The sequence below is a fragment of the Paenibacillus brevis genome (assembly GCF_018919145.1).
GTDB classification, from domain to species: domain Bacteria; phylum Bacillota; class Bacilli; order Paenibacillales; family Paenibacillaceae; genus Fontibacillus; species Fontibacillus brevis.
Window position 1 is genome coordinate 224,639 of sequence record NZ_JAHLQJ010000001.1, and the last position, 15,647, is coordinate 240,285.

At 47.2% G+C, this 15,647-nt stretch carries 9 protein-coding genes; 2 read left to right on the forward strand and 7 right to left on the reverse strand.

Annotated features, from left to right (window positions below; genetic code table 11):
• Positions 1-20: 20 nt before the first annotated feature.
• The 5 genes from KQJ23_RS01035 to KQJ23_RS01055 all read right to left on the reverse strand — a co-directional run bounded on the left by KQJ23_RS01035 (position 21) and on the right by KQJ23_RS01055 (position 7,277).
• Positions 21-1,631 carry a response regulator gene (locus KQJ23_RS01035; RefSeq protein ID WP_216476731.1) on the reverse strand — a complete coding sequence of 537 codons (1,611 nt, stop codon included), beginning with the start codon at positions 1,629-1,631 and terminating at the stop codon, positions 21-23.
• On the reverse strand, positions 1,606-3,525 hold the full coding sequence (locus KQJ23_RS01040) for a sensor histidine kinase (RefSeq protein WP_216476732.1): 1,920 nt from the start codon (positions 3,523-3,525) through the stop codon (positions 1,606-1,608). Before KQJ23_RS01040 ends, KQJ23_RS01035 begins: the two co-directional genes overlap by 26 nt.
• A gap of 75 nt (positions 3,526-3,600) precedes the next feature.
• Positions 3,601-5,286, reverse strand: coding sequence for a type 2 periplasmic-binding domain-containing protein (locus tag KQJ23_RS01045; RefSeq protein ID WP_216476733.1), 1,686 nt, complete (start codon positions 5,284-5,286; stop codon positions 3,601-3,603).
• 113 nt (positions 5,287-5,399) lie between these two features.
• Positions 5,400-6,290, reverse strand: coding sequence for a carbohydrate ABC transporter permease (locus KQJ23_RS01050; protein ID WP_216476734.1), 891 nt, complete (start codon positions 6,288-6,290; stop codon positions 5,400-5,402).
• Between the two features lie 18 nt (positions 6,291-6,308).
• Positions 6,309-7,277, reverse strand: coding sequence for an ABC transporter permease (locus KQJ23_RS01055; protein ID WP_216476735.1), 969 nt, complete (start codon positions 7,275-7,277; stop codon positions 6,309-6,311).
• A 255-nt stretch (positions 7,278-7,532) separates the two neighbouring features.
• Here KQJ23_RS01055 and KQJ23_RS01060 point away from each other — a divergent pair, with 255 nt between their 5' ends.
• Together KQJ23_RS01060 and KQJ23_RS01065 are read left to right on the forward strand one after the other, a co-directional pair.
• Complete coding sequence (locus tag KQJ23_RS01060; RefSeq protein WP_249529409.1) at positions 7,533-9,266, forward strand: bifunctional diguanylate cyclase/phosphodiesterase; 1,734 nt, start codon at positions 7,533-7,535, stop codon at positions 9,264-9,266.
• A gap of 169 nt (positions 9,267-9,435) precedes the next feature.
• Positions 9,436-10,227 carry a GNAT family N-acetyltransferase gene (locus KQJ23_RS01065; protein WP_216476736.1) on the forward strand — a complete coding sequence of 264 codons (792 nt, stop codon included), beginning with the start codon at positions 9,436-9,438 and terminating at the stop codon, positions 10,225-10,227.
• Positions 10,228-10,319: 92 nt separating this feature from the next.
• Here KQJ23_RS01065 and KQJ23_RS01070 read toward each other — a convergent pair whose 3' ends face one another.
• Positions 10,320-13,379 carry a copper amine oxidase N-terminal domain-containing protein gene (locus KQJ23_RS01070; protein ID WP_216476737.1) on the reverse strand — a complete coding sequence of 1,020 codons (3,060 nt, stop codon included), beginning with the start codon at positions 13,377-13,379 and terminating at the stop codon, positions 10,320-10,322.
• Positions 13,380-13,640: 261 nt separating this feature from the next.
• Positions 13,641-15,560: an LTA synthase family protein gene (locus KQJ23_RS01075; RefSeq protein ID WP_346779325.1), complete on the reverse strand. Its 1,920-nt coding sequence runs from the start codon at positions 15,558-15,560 to the stop codon at positions 13,641-13,643.
• Positions 15,561-15,647: the final 87 nt, after the last annotated feature.

The window sequence follows — 15,647 nt, forward strand, 5'->3', positions numbered from 1 at the left end:
CCGGCAATTAAGCAGTATGCTCATTCGTCTTCTGATACCTCACGGTCACCAAAGCGTTCATTGCCCACAAAAAGCTTACCGCGATATTCAAAGGGAGAAATACCTTCCAGCTCCTTGAACACCCGTGAAAAATGCCGGGTATTCTCAAAGCCGACCGCCGCACTGATCTCCGACAGCTTGAGCGAGCCTGTTCCGATCAGTTCCTTGGCCTTGCGAATTCGGACCTTCTTTAGGTAGGTAACAAAGCTCTCGCCGGTATAGGCTTTGAATGCCTCGCTGAAGTAGGAGTAATTCAAGGATACATAGTTGCTGACGATGGCCATGTTCAAGGGACGGTGATAGTTGTGCTCGATATAATCCACCGCGTCCTTCATGTCTCCATTCTCGCTATGCGCAGAACGAATCTCCTTGATATACTCATTCAGGCTGAACAACAACTGCTCCAGCGAACGAAAATAATCATGGAAATGACGGAAATTGAACAGATCTCCGACTTTACGGTAGAGCTTGATGACCTCCACCGATGCTTCACCGTACATCCGGAATACTTCATCAAGAACCTGTTCATTAATTCGTTTGCTAACCGCGGATAAATAGTCGATGTCAAGGCCTGCCAGTTGATCTATCTTGAAAATCTCATGCAGCAGCAGACCGATTTCCTTATCCTGATTTGTGCCCAGAATATTACCCAGCTTTCGGATATCTTCCTTCGGAACGCTATAGCGAGGCCGTTCTGTAGGCAGCTCCTTGAACCAGATCAGGCGCGTCTTCTGAAATACGAAGGTGTAGCTTAGAGATTCGGTTGCCTGCCGGTAACACTCGGCGAGATCCTCCAATCGGCTTCCTTCTTTGCTGATTCCGATCAGCAGGCCGTCAAGTTCCTTTTCGGCAGCCAGATTAGACAGTTCCGCGAACTTAGACTGCGGACCGCCTACAAGCACAACCCTTCCTTCCCGGTCGAGCAAACAAGCATTCAGATGACCATTGATACTCTCAAACATATGCTCGGCCAACGACTTCAGCTCATCTTTCTTCATACGGCTGCCATCCTCATATTTATAAGTCAGCACCGCCACAGAGAAGGGCAAGATATAACGTTCAAAGCCTATTTCCGCGCTCCACAGCTTTACTTCCTCTTCCGTGAATTCCTTCAACAGCATTAAGTCCAGCAAGATTCCGGACTGAACCTGCTGCCGGTAGCTCTCCGTTACGGAAAGCTGCTCAGCCATCTGGGAACGCTTGGTTAGAGTCTCCTTACATTTGCGCAATGCTCCGAACAACTCGTCCCTGCGAATCGGCTTCAGCAAATAATCTACCGCTTGATACCGGATAGCCGCTTTGGCATATTCGAAGTCTTCATATCCGCTCAGGATAATAACCAGCGGTCTTCCCGCTTGGGCGTTCGGCAACGGTTCGGTAGCAAGCCGCTCAATCAGTGTAATTCCATCCATGATCGGCATCCGGATATCGGTCACTACAATTTCCGCACCTTCGGTCCTGTATAATTCAAGCGCTTCTGCACCTTGATTTGCCGTTATTAATTCAAATTCTCCGGGGAACTCCCGCTCGATCATAGTCTTTAGCCCGAAACGAATATTCTTCTCATCATCGACGATCATCAGCTTGGTCATCTGTGCCTACCCTCCCTGTTAGCAATACCTTCGGCAAAATCATCTCAACTCGTGTAAACTCTCCCTGCTCGCTAAATACACTTAGACCATATTCTTTTCCATAGTACAGCCGGATACGCTCTTGAACATTGCGAAGGCCGATTCCATACGGGCTTGGCTCCGGCTGGAAGCCTCTCGGCACCTTATCTGTAAGTCCGACCAGCTCTAGCTCCTGATTCAGCTCCTTCAGCACCTCTTGTTCAATCCCGATGCCGTTATCTGTCACAATCATCCTGACTCCATGCTGCTCCCAGCTCTCCACCCGGATCGAGATTTCCCTTGTTCCAGGCTCTTCCCCGGTCCAGGCGTGTTTAACCGAGTTCTCAACAATCGGCTGAAGGGACATCTTAAGCATTTCCATCTCCATGTAATCTTCCGGAATATGGAGCTGAAGCTGAATAGGCTCGTCAAAGCGTATGTTCATGACCTCGATATAATTTTCGATATGCCTAATCTCATCGTAAAGCTTCACATACTCGCCAGACCATTTAAAATTGTATCTCATCATTCCGCCAAGCGAGGTCAATGCGTCTGATATAGCACGCTGGTTCTCGATCTCGGCCAGCATCTTAATGTTCTCCAAAGTGTTGTAGAGAAAATGCGCATCAATCTGGTTGTGGAGCGTCCTCAGCTCCGCTTCTTTGGTTAGAGCCTGCTTGTATACAGCTTGGGCTACCAGCGTATTGATCGTATTCATCAGTTTGGAGAAATGGTGCGCCAGTTCCCCGACCTCACCCCCGCCTCGAATGGCAATTCCGCTGTAGGTCTCCCCTCTGCGGACCCTCTTCATCTCTTCGGTCAGCAGACGAAGATTTTTCAGGATAAATGCATTCAATATATAAGTAATTAAGGTTACCAGCGTGATAAAGCCGATGTTGGCGCCAATAAGCAAATTCCGTGTATGTGATATTTCCTCCAGCACATTATCCATTGATACGATATTCAATAAATCCGCATTAATACGTTCGATAGGCTTGTGCAGCAGAAGAAATGAGTTTCCGTTTTCTGTGTAATTCATATCCCAATTTCCTGTAGCTTTGTATTGTTGAAGCCTTTCCTGAATGGCCGCGCCCATCTCGGGATTCGCTGCCAGGAAAGAGTCCTGGGTCCGAGTAAAAATTTGGGATTCGCTATCCACAATAAGCATTTGGGACTGGCTGTCTTGAATCACGGAATACGTTCTTGGACTGAATTTTTCCAACAACATATCCACCTGGACCATCCCGACATGATGAATATTCAACGGAATACTCATTTCACGAAGCAATGATACCTTAGGCGTCTCCGCCGGGGTCTGTCCTTTATAACGATAAATGATGTCGGGATCATTATATAGAAATGACCACGATTCCATTCCCTTCATCTCGATTGCCTTTTGATACCAAGGTTCATTGACAACCCGGCTTTCCCTGAAGAAAATCGGCCAAATCTCGGTTACTTTACTGCTGGAGAACAGACGAAGATGCTCCACATTCGGATTGTAATACTGGATACGAGTCAAACTTTTAAAGCTGTTATTACTGAAATTAACCAATTCTTCTGCATCAGGCTCATTGGTATTAGACAAATACTCCTGTACATCGATATCATCGTAAGCAACCTGAACTGCCCGGACCATCGATTCGATCTGCGTATGGATGTGCAGCTCTTCCATATCGAGCAAAGACTCATTTTTTTCCCTGGCATCACGTATGTACATATTATTAATCAACCCAAAGGAATAATAGGACACCAAGACGCTAGGACCTAAAATAATAAAAATATAGGCGGCAAGCAGCCGGCTCTGCAAAGAGCGGCGTCCAAACCAATATTTAAACGAATCCCAAAATGATATCGAGCGCTTGGTTCTCTTCATGGACCTAACTCCTTTTAATAAACACCCAAAAGCCCGCGGGCCGCGGGCGTTTTGGGCAGAACTATAGAATTGGTGTTACATACCGAGCTTTGCTTTGTTCTCTTCGTATTTCACTTGTTGGAATGCCACTACTTTGTCATTACCCAAATCTGCTTTCTTCTTCATGTAGTCAGCATAGATTTTGTCAAATTCCGCCTCGGAAGATGCCATCAACAACTTAGGCAATGTCTTGCCGCGCAGATCTTTGATTTTACCAAGGATGATACCTTCATCAGAGTTCGCCAATGGATCAATCAAATCGAATTCGGAGACACTGTTCGTCTTGCCGCGAGTCCAATCTTCCAATTGCTTGTAAGGCTCTACCGATTGAGGAGCCCATTGATACGTAATGTTGGTATCTTGCATCATCCAGAACGTGAACGAGGAGCCGTATTGCTTGTCGAACGCGGAACGGTCTTTGTTCATCAGATCAAATACTTCTGGTTTGAATTGGTCTTTACCGTCAATTGTATCATAGCTTACGCCTTGCTCACCAAGGTAGAGATCTTTTTGACCTTCTTCACTCATCAGGTAGCTCAGGAACTTGATCGCACGATCCTTGTCCTTGACATCCTTGGAGATCAAAGTAACTGTCCAGCCAGAAATGGAAGGGCCATTCAGCTTAGGAGCATCCAGGTTCGTGTTGGCAGGTCCGTCAACAGCGATATAAATCTTGTCTGGATCTTGTTGGTACAGAGTACCCAATTGAGCTGCAAAGTCAGTGCGTTGGTACAGCATTGCAAAGTAACGGCCTTGTGCGATTTTTTCTTCCATTTGAGCACGCTTGTCAATGAAGATGTCCTTCGCCAGCAAACCGTCTTGGTTAGCTTGACGCAATGTCTTCAACCAGCGTACATATTCAGGATCGCTTTCGCGGTCATACAGTTTTCCGTCCTTTTCTCTAGGGATGGCCAAGAAGTTTTGCAGGTAGCCTTCCAGAGAATCGTTACCGGTTTGGGTGAATTCGTGCAGGCCAAGCGGAATGATCGGTTGACCGTCGATTTCAGGGAATTTCTCCTTAGCAGCCTTCAGAGCAGCCAAGAAGCCTTCTGGCGTACGCATATCTGGACTTCCAATCGCTTCATAGATATCCTTGCGGACTACGAACGTTTGGTTGGATACATAAGTATCGCCGTATTTCTCATAGTCTTTAGGGGACGAGGAAGAGTTAGGATAGCCGTAGATGTTTCCGTCTTCTTGCGTGTACCAGCCGATTTTGTCTGGATCTGCTACTTTGAAGAAGTAAGGATCATATTCTTCAGCCAATTTGTTCAGCGGCTCAACCAGACCGCCTTCGATCATTTTCTTCACGCCGTCTTCCCACCAGCCAAGCGTAATGAAGTCAGGCAGCTTGCCGGAAGCGATCAGCGTATTCAACTTCTCGTTTTCGTTACCAGCAGGAACGATGAAATTGATGTCGACGCCTGTCTTTTTAGTTACATATTGGGATGTCGGGTCAACGCCCCATTTGTTAGGGAACCAGGCAAAGTTCAGGTACCAGTCAAACGTAATCGGAGAAGTATCGGACTTCCAGCCCGGTTCATCAGCCGATGGCTTAGCTGCCGGCTCGGACGGAGTGTTTGTATCCGTCTTTGTCGTGTTGTTAGCGTTTTCCGTTTTGGCTGCATTATTACCGTTTCCACCACAAGCGGCCAGAGACAGAACCATGATACATGCCATCAGAAGCATCATCATTTTTTTGGACTTACTTTTCATGCCCATGTTTTTTACCCCTTTTCTAAATTTGTATAATGTAAGGCTATAATGTACAACTCCAGAACCGCCGCAGGGCGGTCCGGAGAAGTTACTGAGGTTAATGCAGGCTGGATGATTGATTAGCCCTTGATGGAACCGATCATCATTCCCTTAACGAAATAACGCTGAAGGAATGGATAAGCAAATACAATCGGGATTGTTGTTACGACCATTGTTGCCAGCTTGACAGACTGCGAGGTTACCGTCTTGGTGACTGCGCTGCCTTGTAAAGCGGTAGTCATAATATTGGAACTGGATTGTGCCACGACCCGATACAAGAAGGTCTGAATCGGTTGCAGTGATTCCTTGTTCACGTAGATAATCCCTGCAAAGTAGTCATTCCATTGGTATACCCCGTGGAATAGTGCAATCGTAGCGATAACAGGCATCGAAACCGGTAATACAACTTTCAGGAATATGGTCCAGTCGTTGGCTCCATCGATTCTTGCAGCTTCCTCAAGACCATCCGGAATTTCCCGGAAGAAGGTCATGAAGATAATTAAATCGAAGAAGCTGAACAACACCGGAATAATATAAACCAGGAAATTATCTAGCAGGTGCAAATCGCGAATCAGAAGGTAGGTCGGAATGAGACCTCCCGAGAAGATCATCGTGATCGTTCCCAAGATAATATAGAAACGTCCTGCAATCAGCTCTCTGCGCGAGAAAGCATAAGCAACCATGGCGGTGAAGAATACGTGCGCCACAACCCCGAGAACCGTCTTCCCAACGGTAAGCCCCATAGCGGTCATGATCCCGGGATTAGCGAACACCGCCTCAAAGTTCTCAAGGCTGAATACCCGCGGCCACCAATAAATACCTCCAAGCATCGCATCCTTGCCATCATTAAAAGAATTAATTAGTACGTACCAAATGGGATACAGTGTGACAAAACAGATCAGAAGCATCCCTAAATTATTAACAAGATCGAAGACAACTTCGCCTTTTGTTCTGCGGCTAGCTAAAAACATGTGCGGATCCTCCTTTGCCTAAAACAACGAAGTGTCGTTGAGTTTTTTGGATACTTGGTTTGCTATCAGCAGCAAAGTGATTGCGATAACTGACTTGAACAATCCCACAGCCGTTGAATAGGAGAATCGGCCCTGTGAAAGCCCCGTATAGTATACGTAGTAGTCAATAACATTACTTGCGCTGTCATTCAATGCATTTCGCAATACCAAGATTTGGTCAAAGTTGGAATTCATCACACCGCTGACTGCGAGAATAAACAGGATGCTGATCGTTGCTTTGATTGCCGGTAGTGTAACGTACCACATTTGCTGAAAACGTCCGGCACCATCAATTCTTGCTGCTTCATACATTTCAGGAGAGATACTCGTAATTGCCGCCAAGTAAATAATCGCGGACCAGCCAAGCTCTTTCCAGATATCCGAAGTAATGACAATGGTCCAAAAGTATTTCGGTTCAGCCAGAAACGAAATCGGCTGATCAATGAGATTCAATGCCATAAAGATCTTGTTAAAGATCCCTACATCCGAGAGCCATGTAGCTAAGATTCCGCCTAATACAACCCAGGACAGGAAGTGAGGCAGGTAAGAAATCGTCTGAATGGACTTCTTGAATCGTAGGGAACGCACCTCATTCAGGAAAAGTGCAAAGATGATAGGAAGAGGGAACGTTGCTAGCTTGAGCAAGCTGATCCCGAGCGTATTCCTCATAACATAACCGAAATTTTCGTCGGACAGAAACTCTTTAAAATGCTCTAGCCCAACCCAAGGGGCTTCTGAAATTGTTCTGATAATGTCATAGTCCTTAAATGCAATAACAACGCCGTACATTGGAATGTAGTTGAAAATAATCATCCACGCGATGCCGAGTAGCGCCATAATTTGAATATGCCGCTGTGTGTAAAGCTTTCTCAGCCATTTCCGCCTCTTTTCGGGCGGCGTATTTGTTTGTATCGTGGCTGTGGGTTGTGAAGACTGTTGTATGTCCATCCCCTTTGACCTCCAAGCTGTCTATTTCTGATTTGAAAGCACTTTCACCTATCACACTAATATTGTACTTGGGATGACCTGCTAGAGTAAGGCATCAGATTTCGTATCCAAGGTATCATTTTTCGGGTTGACTTCATAAAAGTATCATTTGATTTCCTGAAGGAGCAGCATGTATGATGAGTACAAAGATGTACTCCCACACCGGACAGCATCAGAATTTTACACATTCGGTCTCATTTTTCAGGGGGTCTTAGATTGGACAAGGAACTCAATTACTCACAAATTGAGAGTATTCTCAGCTCTTCTGCATTGCTCCGTTCCATAGATTTGATGGGCGTCGGGCTTGCCATAACCAATCCGAATCTTAAAGACAACCCGCTTGTATACGTAAATAAAGGCTTTGAGATGATCACAGGTTATACCAAAGAAGAGGTTATGATGCGCAATTCACGGTTTCTCCAAGGTGAAGAGACCGATAAGGATCACTTAGATGTTATTAGAAATGCAGTAAAACAAGGGAAATCCGCTACGGTAACGATTAAAAATTACCGAAAAGACGGAACGACTTTTTGGAATCAATTTATTATTAGTCCTGTCTATGATTCTGATAACAAGCCTGCTTATTTCATCGGGCTCCAATTCGATGTGACGGACGAGGTAGAGGCGCAGCAGGAATCCAGGCAGCAGATCCGCCAGCTCTCTTACTTTGATCCTGTTACCGGACTTTTGAATATGGGACGTTTTCAGGAAGCAGCGCAGGAAGAGCTCGCCACACTTGAACACGAACACCGAAGCGGCGCTGTATTACGAGTTAACTTGAACCGCTTCCGCTATATAAATGAAAGTTATGGAGAAGCCGCAGGTAATGAATTGCTGATCAGCGTAGCCGAGCGAATCAGCAGCGAGCTCGACGAAGACGTGCTTATATGCCGCAGCTTTGCAGATGAATTCATTGTTTTTCTCAATCGAATTAGTAATCCCCTTCAAATACATACAATAGCCAGTAAATTATACGACTCTTTGAAGCAGCCGTTTATCATGGCCGACGGTGAGATCAGCATCAGTTTTGCTATGGGCATCAGCATCTTTCCGGACGATGGAGCAGATGTCTCTGTGTTGCTGAAGCATGCGGAGCTCGCCATGAAAGAAGCCAAAACTGAAAATATAAGCAACCCTCATTATTTTGACTATTACTTAATGGACAAGCTGATTGAACGAATGAATATGGAGAAGAGGCTTCCCCGCGCGCTTGCCGATGGAGAATTTGAGCTCTTTTACCAGCCGAAAATCAATGCGGTTACGATGGAGATTATCGGCATGGAGGCCCTTCTGCGCTGGAACGATCCGGAGAAAGGAATGATCTCCCCTGCTTCCTTCATTCCGATTGCCGAAGAATGCGGCTTCATAGTCGAGCTCGGCGAATGGGTGCTGTGGGAGGCCTGCCGAACCAATAAACGCTGGCAGGATCAAGGGCTTCCGAAGCTGCCTATCTCCGTCAATGTATCCGCTGTCCAATTCAAGCATCCGCAATTTGTACAGACCGTGGGCACTGTACTGGAGAAGACCGGACTGGCGCCGGAGTTTCTTGAGCTTGAGGTTACGGAATCTCTGCTCAACGAGCCTGCGCTAATCAAGGACCGGCTAGATTCCCTAAAGGGGCGCGGCATCAACTTGTCCATCGACGACTTCGGAACTGGCTACTCCTCAATTTTTTACTTAAAAGAGCTGCCCTTGCAGATTTTGAAGATTGACCGAACCTTCATCCAGAACACCCCGCACTCACAGCGCGACAGCTTGCTGCTCCGTTCAATCATTCAGCTTGGCAAGTCCTTAGGCTTGACCGTTCTCGCAGAAGGCGTGGAGACAGAACAGCAGCTTAAATTTCTGCGTGAAAATGATTGTGATCAAATTCAAGGCTATTATTATAGTAGACCTGTGAATTGTAAGGCTATGACCCGGATGCTGGAAGACGGAAGCACGAACCAATAAGCTTATTAAAATGAAGGCTCTCTCCGACAGACATTCTGATCTGCCATGGACAGAGCTTTTTTAATGCACCATAGTGTATATTTTCTCGGATTGTGATTAAATTTGGTGAAAATCCCCTCTTGGTATTTTATGATGTTCTCCACTACTTCACGATTGGGGGTTATTGAATTTGATTGAGTTGAAGATAGAAGACTATAGTCTGGCGACTGCGATTCTGGAACAGGTACCATTTAATACATGGTTTGCCCAAGCCGTGCTTCGAGGGTTAAGCTCGGGCCGGGTGTTTGTTGATCGACTGGAGCACGCGGAAGCCTGCTACATCCAATCGGCCTACGGCATGTCGCTCTTGTGCGGCGAGAGTCATACTGCTGAATTTCTGGAAGCCTTGACCGGGTATCTCCGAAATGAACACAAACATCGGGTACAACGGGAATGGCTGCAGGTTTACCCTGATTCGTGGAATGTTCTTCTTCGGCATCTTGCCGAAGATGGCCCGATTGAGGAGAATACCCGAATCAACTTTACGTTTAATCGTGCCTTTTTTCAGAGGTTAGTGGACCATATCAGTTCTTCGGAGCAATGTGAGGTTGTAGCTATCGACAAGAAGCTCTTCTATGAATTCGATGGAGCGGTGGTCCCCCGCCGCTTCTGGAAGAACGCTGATCAATTCGTTGCCGCGGGAGCAGGATTTTGCGTCCTGCAACAGGGCCGTCCAGTATCCGTGGCCTTCTCCGCTTATCGTGTGGAAAATTATCTGGAGATTGGAATTGAGACGGTTGAAGAGGCTCGAGGTAACGGCTTCGCTATCCAGGCCAGCATTGCGCTTATCCGTTATTGTCTGGAGCACCATCTTGAACCGGTCTGGGCCTGCCGCAGGGAGAATGAGGGCTCCTACCAATTGGCCCAGAAGCTCGGGTTTGTTCCGTCCCTCCGTATTCCTTATTATCTTCTTAAGGCATAACTCCAAATCGCCTATAGAAGACTACTATAAATAAAGAAAGAGGCCTCAGTATACAGTATACTGAGGCCTCTTTCTTTATAATAAGTTATAGCTTAAGGCACTGGATTATACTTAAACGGACCCGATTGTGCGTAGAGATTACGCTTAGACGTATCTGTTGGCAAGGAAATAATATAAATATCGTATTTCTTCTGCCCATCAATAGCAGCTCCAGTAATATCCTTTGTTACACTGCCGCTGGTACTGCTCTTGTCTACCGCAGTTGCATAATCTAAAACAACATTGTCTACATTCACCGCAGTCCCTTCGTTCACGGCCACAATTCTATAAGAAGAAACCGTGGACAATTTGACCGGAGCAGTGAAGCTAACGTCAATTGCATCAAGCGTTGCCGAAGCTGTCACAACGGCGTTAGCCACAGCCTCTGCCGGATCGGCAGGGGCTGGACTCACCTTGAATTGAGCGGTTGCTGGAGACAGCGCATTGGCATAACCTGATTTTCCTACGGACAGGACGAAGACTTGGTAAGTCTTATTAACTTCGATCGTTGCACCGAAGGCATCCTGGCTTTGTACGGGTTGGTTGGACACATTATTGCCGGTTGCAGCAACTGTCGTGTAATTACCGGCCATTACGTTATTCGCACTGGACAAATTGAAATTATTTACTTGTTCGGCTGGAACCACTAAAATCCGATAATGGTCAATATTTGTTTCATTAGCCGGCTTTGTGAAGCTTACTTTAATATCACTCGCTTGGCCTGTGCTTGTATCTGTTACTGCAGTTACATTCGTAACCGCCTGCACCAACGAGCTGTCAGCCAGCGTAATTGACACCGGATCCGATAATGCATTGCTGCCGTTATAACTGCCGCTGCCTAGAGAAAGCACATAGACACGGTAGGCCGTATTATTTTGAATGATGTCTCCGTCAGTATCTCTTGAAGAATTACTAAAGTTTGCTGTTAATGGATTTGCACTGCCGGATTTATTTACTGTTTCATAATATCCGTTCGTTGCTGCCTGTGCAGCTGTTAACGTCTTCGTAGCCTTAACAACGAACACCCGATACTGACTGATATTCGATTCTTCTGTAGCGCGATAGAACTGAACTTGAAGATCTCTTCCGTTTCCGTAATCACTAATATCACGAGCAGTCAGCCCACTCACTGTGCCCACGCTGAAATTGTTAGTCAATACAACGGTTGAAGAAGCTTCGGACAAGGTATACTCGCCAGCATAGCTTCCTTTACCGACCGATAGCACATACACCCGGTAGCTGACTCCGTTCTGGATCTTCGCACCATCTACATCACGCGCACCTGAAGGAAGCACATCGCTGTAATCCCGCCCTACACTTGCCTGGATATAGTTGCTGCTGGATACATTCGTGGCCTTGGCCAGTGTAAAGCTGTTTGCATTGGCAGCCTTCACCACCATGATACGGTAATAGCTAATATTCGATTCATCTGAAGCCCGTTTGAAGGACACGAACAAATCCCGTCCATCATTATAGTCATTCACATCACTAGCATACAGATTGGATACTGCACCAACACTGTAGTTATTCGTAAGAGTAATCAGACTGGAAGCAGACGATAAAGCATTACTGCCGGAGTAAGCTCCGCTGCCAACCGCCATAACGAACACGCGGTAATTTACTCCGTTGCGAATTGCAGCACCGTCTACATCACGCGCGTTGGAGGACAAGATTTCACTCTGATTGTATCCGGTTTTGCTTACTTCTTTATAATTGGAGTTCGATACTGCATTGGCACGGGCAAGCGTAAAGTTGCCGTAATCATTTGCTTTCACAACAAAGATCCGATATCCGGAGATCTTCGATTCATCAGCAATTTTCGTGAAGCTGACCCGCAAATCCCGTCCATCTCCATAATCCGTCATATCCTGCACCAGTGTAATGACCGGTGCTGCCACTGTACCGGCAGCCAGAGTTACAGAGGAGGAAGCTGTAGACAGCTTATTCGAAGCCAAACTTGTGTTGCTGACCGACAGAACGAATGCAGTATAAGCCACATTGTTCTTGATCAAGTCGCCCGAAGTGTCTCTTGAGGACGCGGAAAAGGTTCCGGTCAGTGTCGATCCACTGCTCGATGTCTTGCTAACCGTGGTGTAGTACTGACTCGACAGCGAGTTCGCCCGAGACAGGTTGAAGCTGCTTGCATCCTTTGTCTTTACCAAAAATACGCGGTATCCGGAAATGTTGCTCTCATTCGATGCGCGAGTGAATGTTACTGCCACATCGCGTCCATCCGCATAATCACTAATATCGTTGATCCGAACATTCGTAACGGCTGAGACGGAAATGCCCGTATCCAGCGTCAGCGAGGAAGAAGCCGTGGACAAGGCGCTGCCGTAAGTCCCCTTCCCTACTGTTAATACATAGCCTACATAAGCCTGATTCGGTTGAATCAACGCCCCATCGACATCACGGGCTGCCTGGGACAGCGTGACTGCCGGGTCGGTGTTGTTCGGTTGTACGGTCGTGTAATTCGCCGAGCCAACCTTCAGCGCCGCAGTGAGGTTAAATGCAGACGCATTCGAAGCCTTTACAATCAACAGGCGGTAATGATCTACCAGCGATTCGGTTGTCGAACGCGAGAAGCTGACCTGCAGATCGCGACCGTCTCCTGTATTGGCCACATCCCGAAGTGTTACATACTGTGCAGCTTTTAAGCTGGTGGTATCTGTTCCGCCGGACCCGGAGAAAATAGTGACCGACTTCGCGGAGGCATTCCAGTTCACCGTAGCTCCCAGAGCTTCACTCACGAAGCGGACAGGAACCATGGTTCTGCTGCCAATCGCCTGTGCAGGAACATCCAGGGCTACCGTCTGGTTGTTAATCGTAGCCGTTCTTGACTTCATCTTCAGCACAACGGTTGTATTGCCCTTCGTTGCCGTTACCGTCTGCGTGGACTGGTTCCAGTCTACCGTCGAACCGAGGCCTTCAAATATGGCCCGTAATGGCAGAAGTACACGTCCTTGTACAGCTACCGGAGCCTGATCCGTCGACAGTCTCGCGCCGTCGATGTAAATACTAATGGCTGTCGCAGCCGACGCAGAAAGCGGGGCTTGAAGCAGCATAGGTAAAGCTAGAATAACAGCCAGAAAAGTTATTCCGATTTTTTTCACGGTTTCATCCTCCCTAATATGATGGATCAGCATAAAATCCTATTGTCATTAAAGACGCAGCAGCATGGGAAAAAGTTTCTAACGTGCGAAGCTTATTTTAAGGAGCCGCTTCAACATGATTAAACCAATTCCCCGCCGTATAAACGAAATTTGTCTCCAATCCTTGCCCTAACCGCAAATTTAAAGAGCCGCCTGGCCTCGCAACCACGTTACGACCAGACGGCTCTTGATACCGAGAGACAAGCTCGAGCTATGTTTAAATTATTTCCGTTTCGGAAGCAGCTTTACATACTCATCCGACAGCTTCATTAACTGAAGCACATATTCATAATCACTTTGGTAGGCGGAAAGATCGGTGACTGGCTCAAGTGTATCCAGAGACACTGCGGTCCCGTCCTCAAAGCCCTGACCCGGAACAAACATAACGTCATTATTAAAGAACGAACCCGTCGGCAAGTAATACCGCATTCCGATCACATTCTGACCGATACTCAGCAAATTCTGGCCTAGTGCGGTGAAGGATTCCTGCTCCAGTGAGATCCCCAGTAAGCCAGCCATTGTAGGCAGCAGATCTACTTGTCCGCCCGTCACTGGGGAGACTACCCCAGCCTGTTGGCCTGGAATATGCGCAATAAATGGAATGTTAAAGCGACTTACCCGGTCATCGTATGGAATTCCAAGCTTCTCCTTGATCTCGCCCGCACTCGTCTCGCTAGGCTGCAGTCCAAAGTGGTCCCCGTACACAACGAGCATCGTCCGCTCCCACATGCCCTCCGCCTTAAGGCGTTCGATCAGTTGTCCGATCGCATAATCCGTATAATTTACTGCGGCCAAATAATTGCCCAAATTAGTCCCCTTCAGGTTGTCCGGAAGTTCAAGATGAAGCTTGTCTTCCGGTACGATAAACGGTGAATGGCTGGAAGTCGTTACAAATTGCGCGTAAAAAGCAGTTCCTGCCTGATCGAGCTGTTTGAGCTCCTCTACGCCAACCCGGTACATCTCTTCATCCGAGGCTCCGAAGTCATTAAAATGATCATTCGTAAAGGCCGGCTTATCAAAATACTTATCAAAACCCAGCGCAGGATACAGCCTGTTGCGGTCCCAGAAGGTCACATCGTTGATATGGAATGTCATCGTCGCATAGCCTTTCCCCTGCAAAAGACGTGGCAGACTCGGGATCTCCCGGCTTCCAAATCCGGTAGACATCGCCACTGAAGCCGTCGGATAGATCGAGGTATTAGACATGAATTCTGCATCGGAGGTATTGCCCGGACCGATCTGCTGATAGATCTTTGGAAAATAAAAGCCTTCATCCGCCAGCCTGTTCAATACCGGCGTTATTTCGGTCTCACCTATCTTCAGATGAATCGGGAAGTTCTGGAATGACTCCATCTGAATGACAATCAAATTCCTGTTTTGAGCAGCTCCGAAATAGGACGCCTCTGCTCCATCCGGCTGCACATAAGGATAGCTTGCCTGAAGATTATGAATCTCCTGTGCTACCTCCTGCAGGTTCCCTTCCGCAATCATCCTTTCTTCCTCTTGATTTCGTAACAGAGCGTCTCCCTGAAAATTGAGGAATCCGATGGATTGCGCCCGGACAAGTTCATTATCAATACCCCTACCGGAGGACAAGAATAGAGCTGAACCCCCAAGCGACAGCACCAGCAGGGAAGCCATGGCCACCTTCCAGCGAGTACTTGTTCCGCCCGATCCTCGGCGATCTGTCCGGAAGCTGAGCGTCCTTCTCCTTCTTCTCCACCTGGCGGTGACCGCCAATACCAGCCCGTATAACGCCCACAACGCAAAATCCGCAAAATAAAAGAATTGCTCTGGACGAATCAATGCGTTCACACTCGCTCTCACCTGCGGAATCTGGTTAAGGCCGCTGAGCACCGCATAAGTGGGCACCGTTCCAAAATGAGCAAAATATAAAGTGACAGCAAACAGCATGAAGGAATAGCTGGCATTTACAATTCCAAATACGAACTGGAACCTCCGAACCGGAAGCAGCAGCTCAACAAGACAAAGCAAAGCGAGCACTGACATCCCTTCTGCCAGCATGCCTCGGCCATGTAGCCCGCCAAACATAAAATACTGTAACAGGGCAATTTTCAGAATCAGGACAAGCCATGTATAGAAAAAGACTCCCTGGCGGGAGGAACGGAGAACTCTCATCATCTGAAACATCAACTCTTCTCTAGGAAAATTTACAGTTTCAAGGATACTCCGTTTGCGCCAGGGATGCAATGTTGCATCTATTCTATT

What these genes read in the sequence shown, in the direction of transcription:
- KQJ23_RS01035 (WP_216476731.1), bottom strand. Translation starts at nt 1,631, where the DNA reads ATGACCAAGCTGATGATCGTCGATGATGAGAAGAATATTCGTTTCGGG.
- KQJ23_RS01040 (WP_216476732.1), bottom strand. Translation starts at nt 3,525, where the DNA reads ATGAAGAGAACCAAGCGCTCGATATCATTTTGGGATTCGTTTAAATAT.
- KQJ23_RS01045 (WP_216476733.1), bottom strand. Translation starts at nt 5,286, where the DNA reads ATGGGCATGAAAAGTAAGTCCAAAAAAATGATGATGCTTCTGATGGCA.
- KQJ23_RS01050 (WP_216476734.1), bottom strand. Translation starts at nt 6,290, where the DNA reads ATGTTTTTAGCTAGCCGCAGAACAAAAGGCGAAGTTGTCTTCGATCTT.
- KQJ23_RS01055 (WP_216476735.1), bottom strand. Translation starts at nt 7,277, where the DNA reads ATGGACATACAACAGTCTTCACAACCCACAGCCACGATACAAACAAAT.
- KQJ23_RS01075 (WP_346779325.1), bottom strand. Translation starts at nt 15,560, where the DNA reads ATGATGAGAGTTCTCCGTTCCTCCCGCCAGGGAGTCTTTTTCTATACA.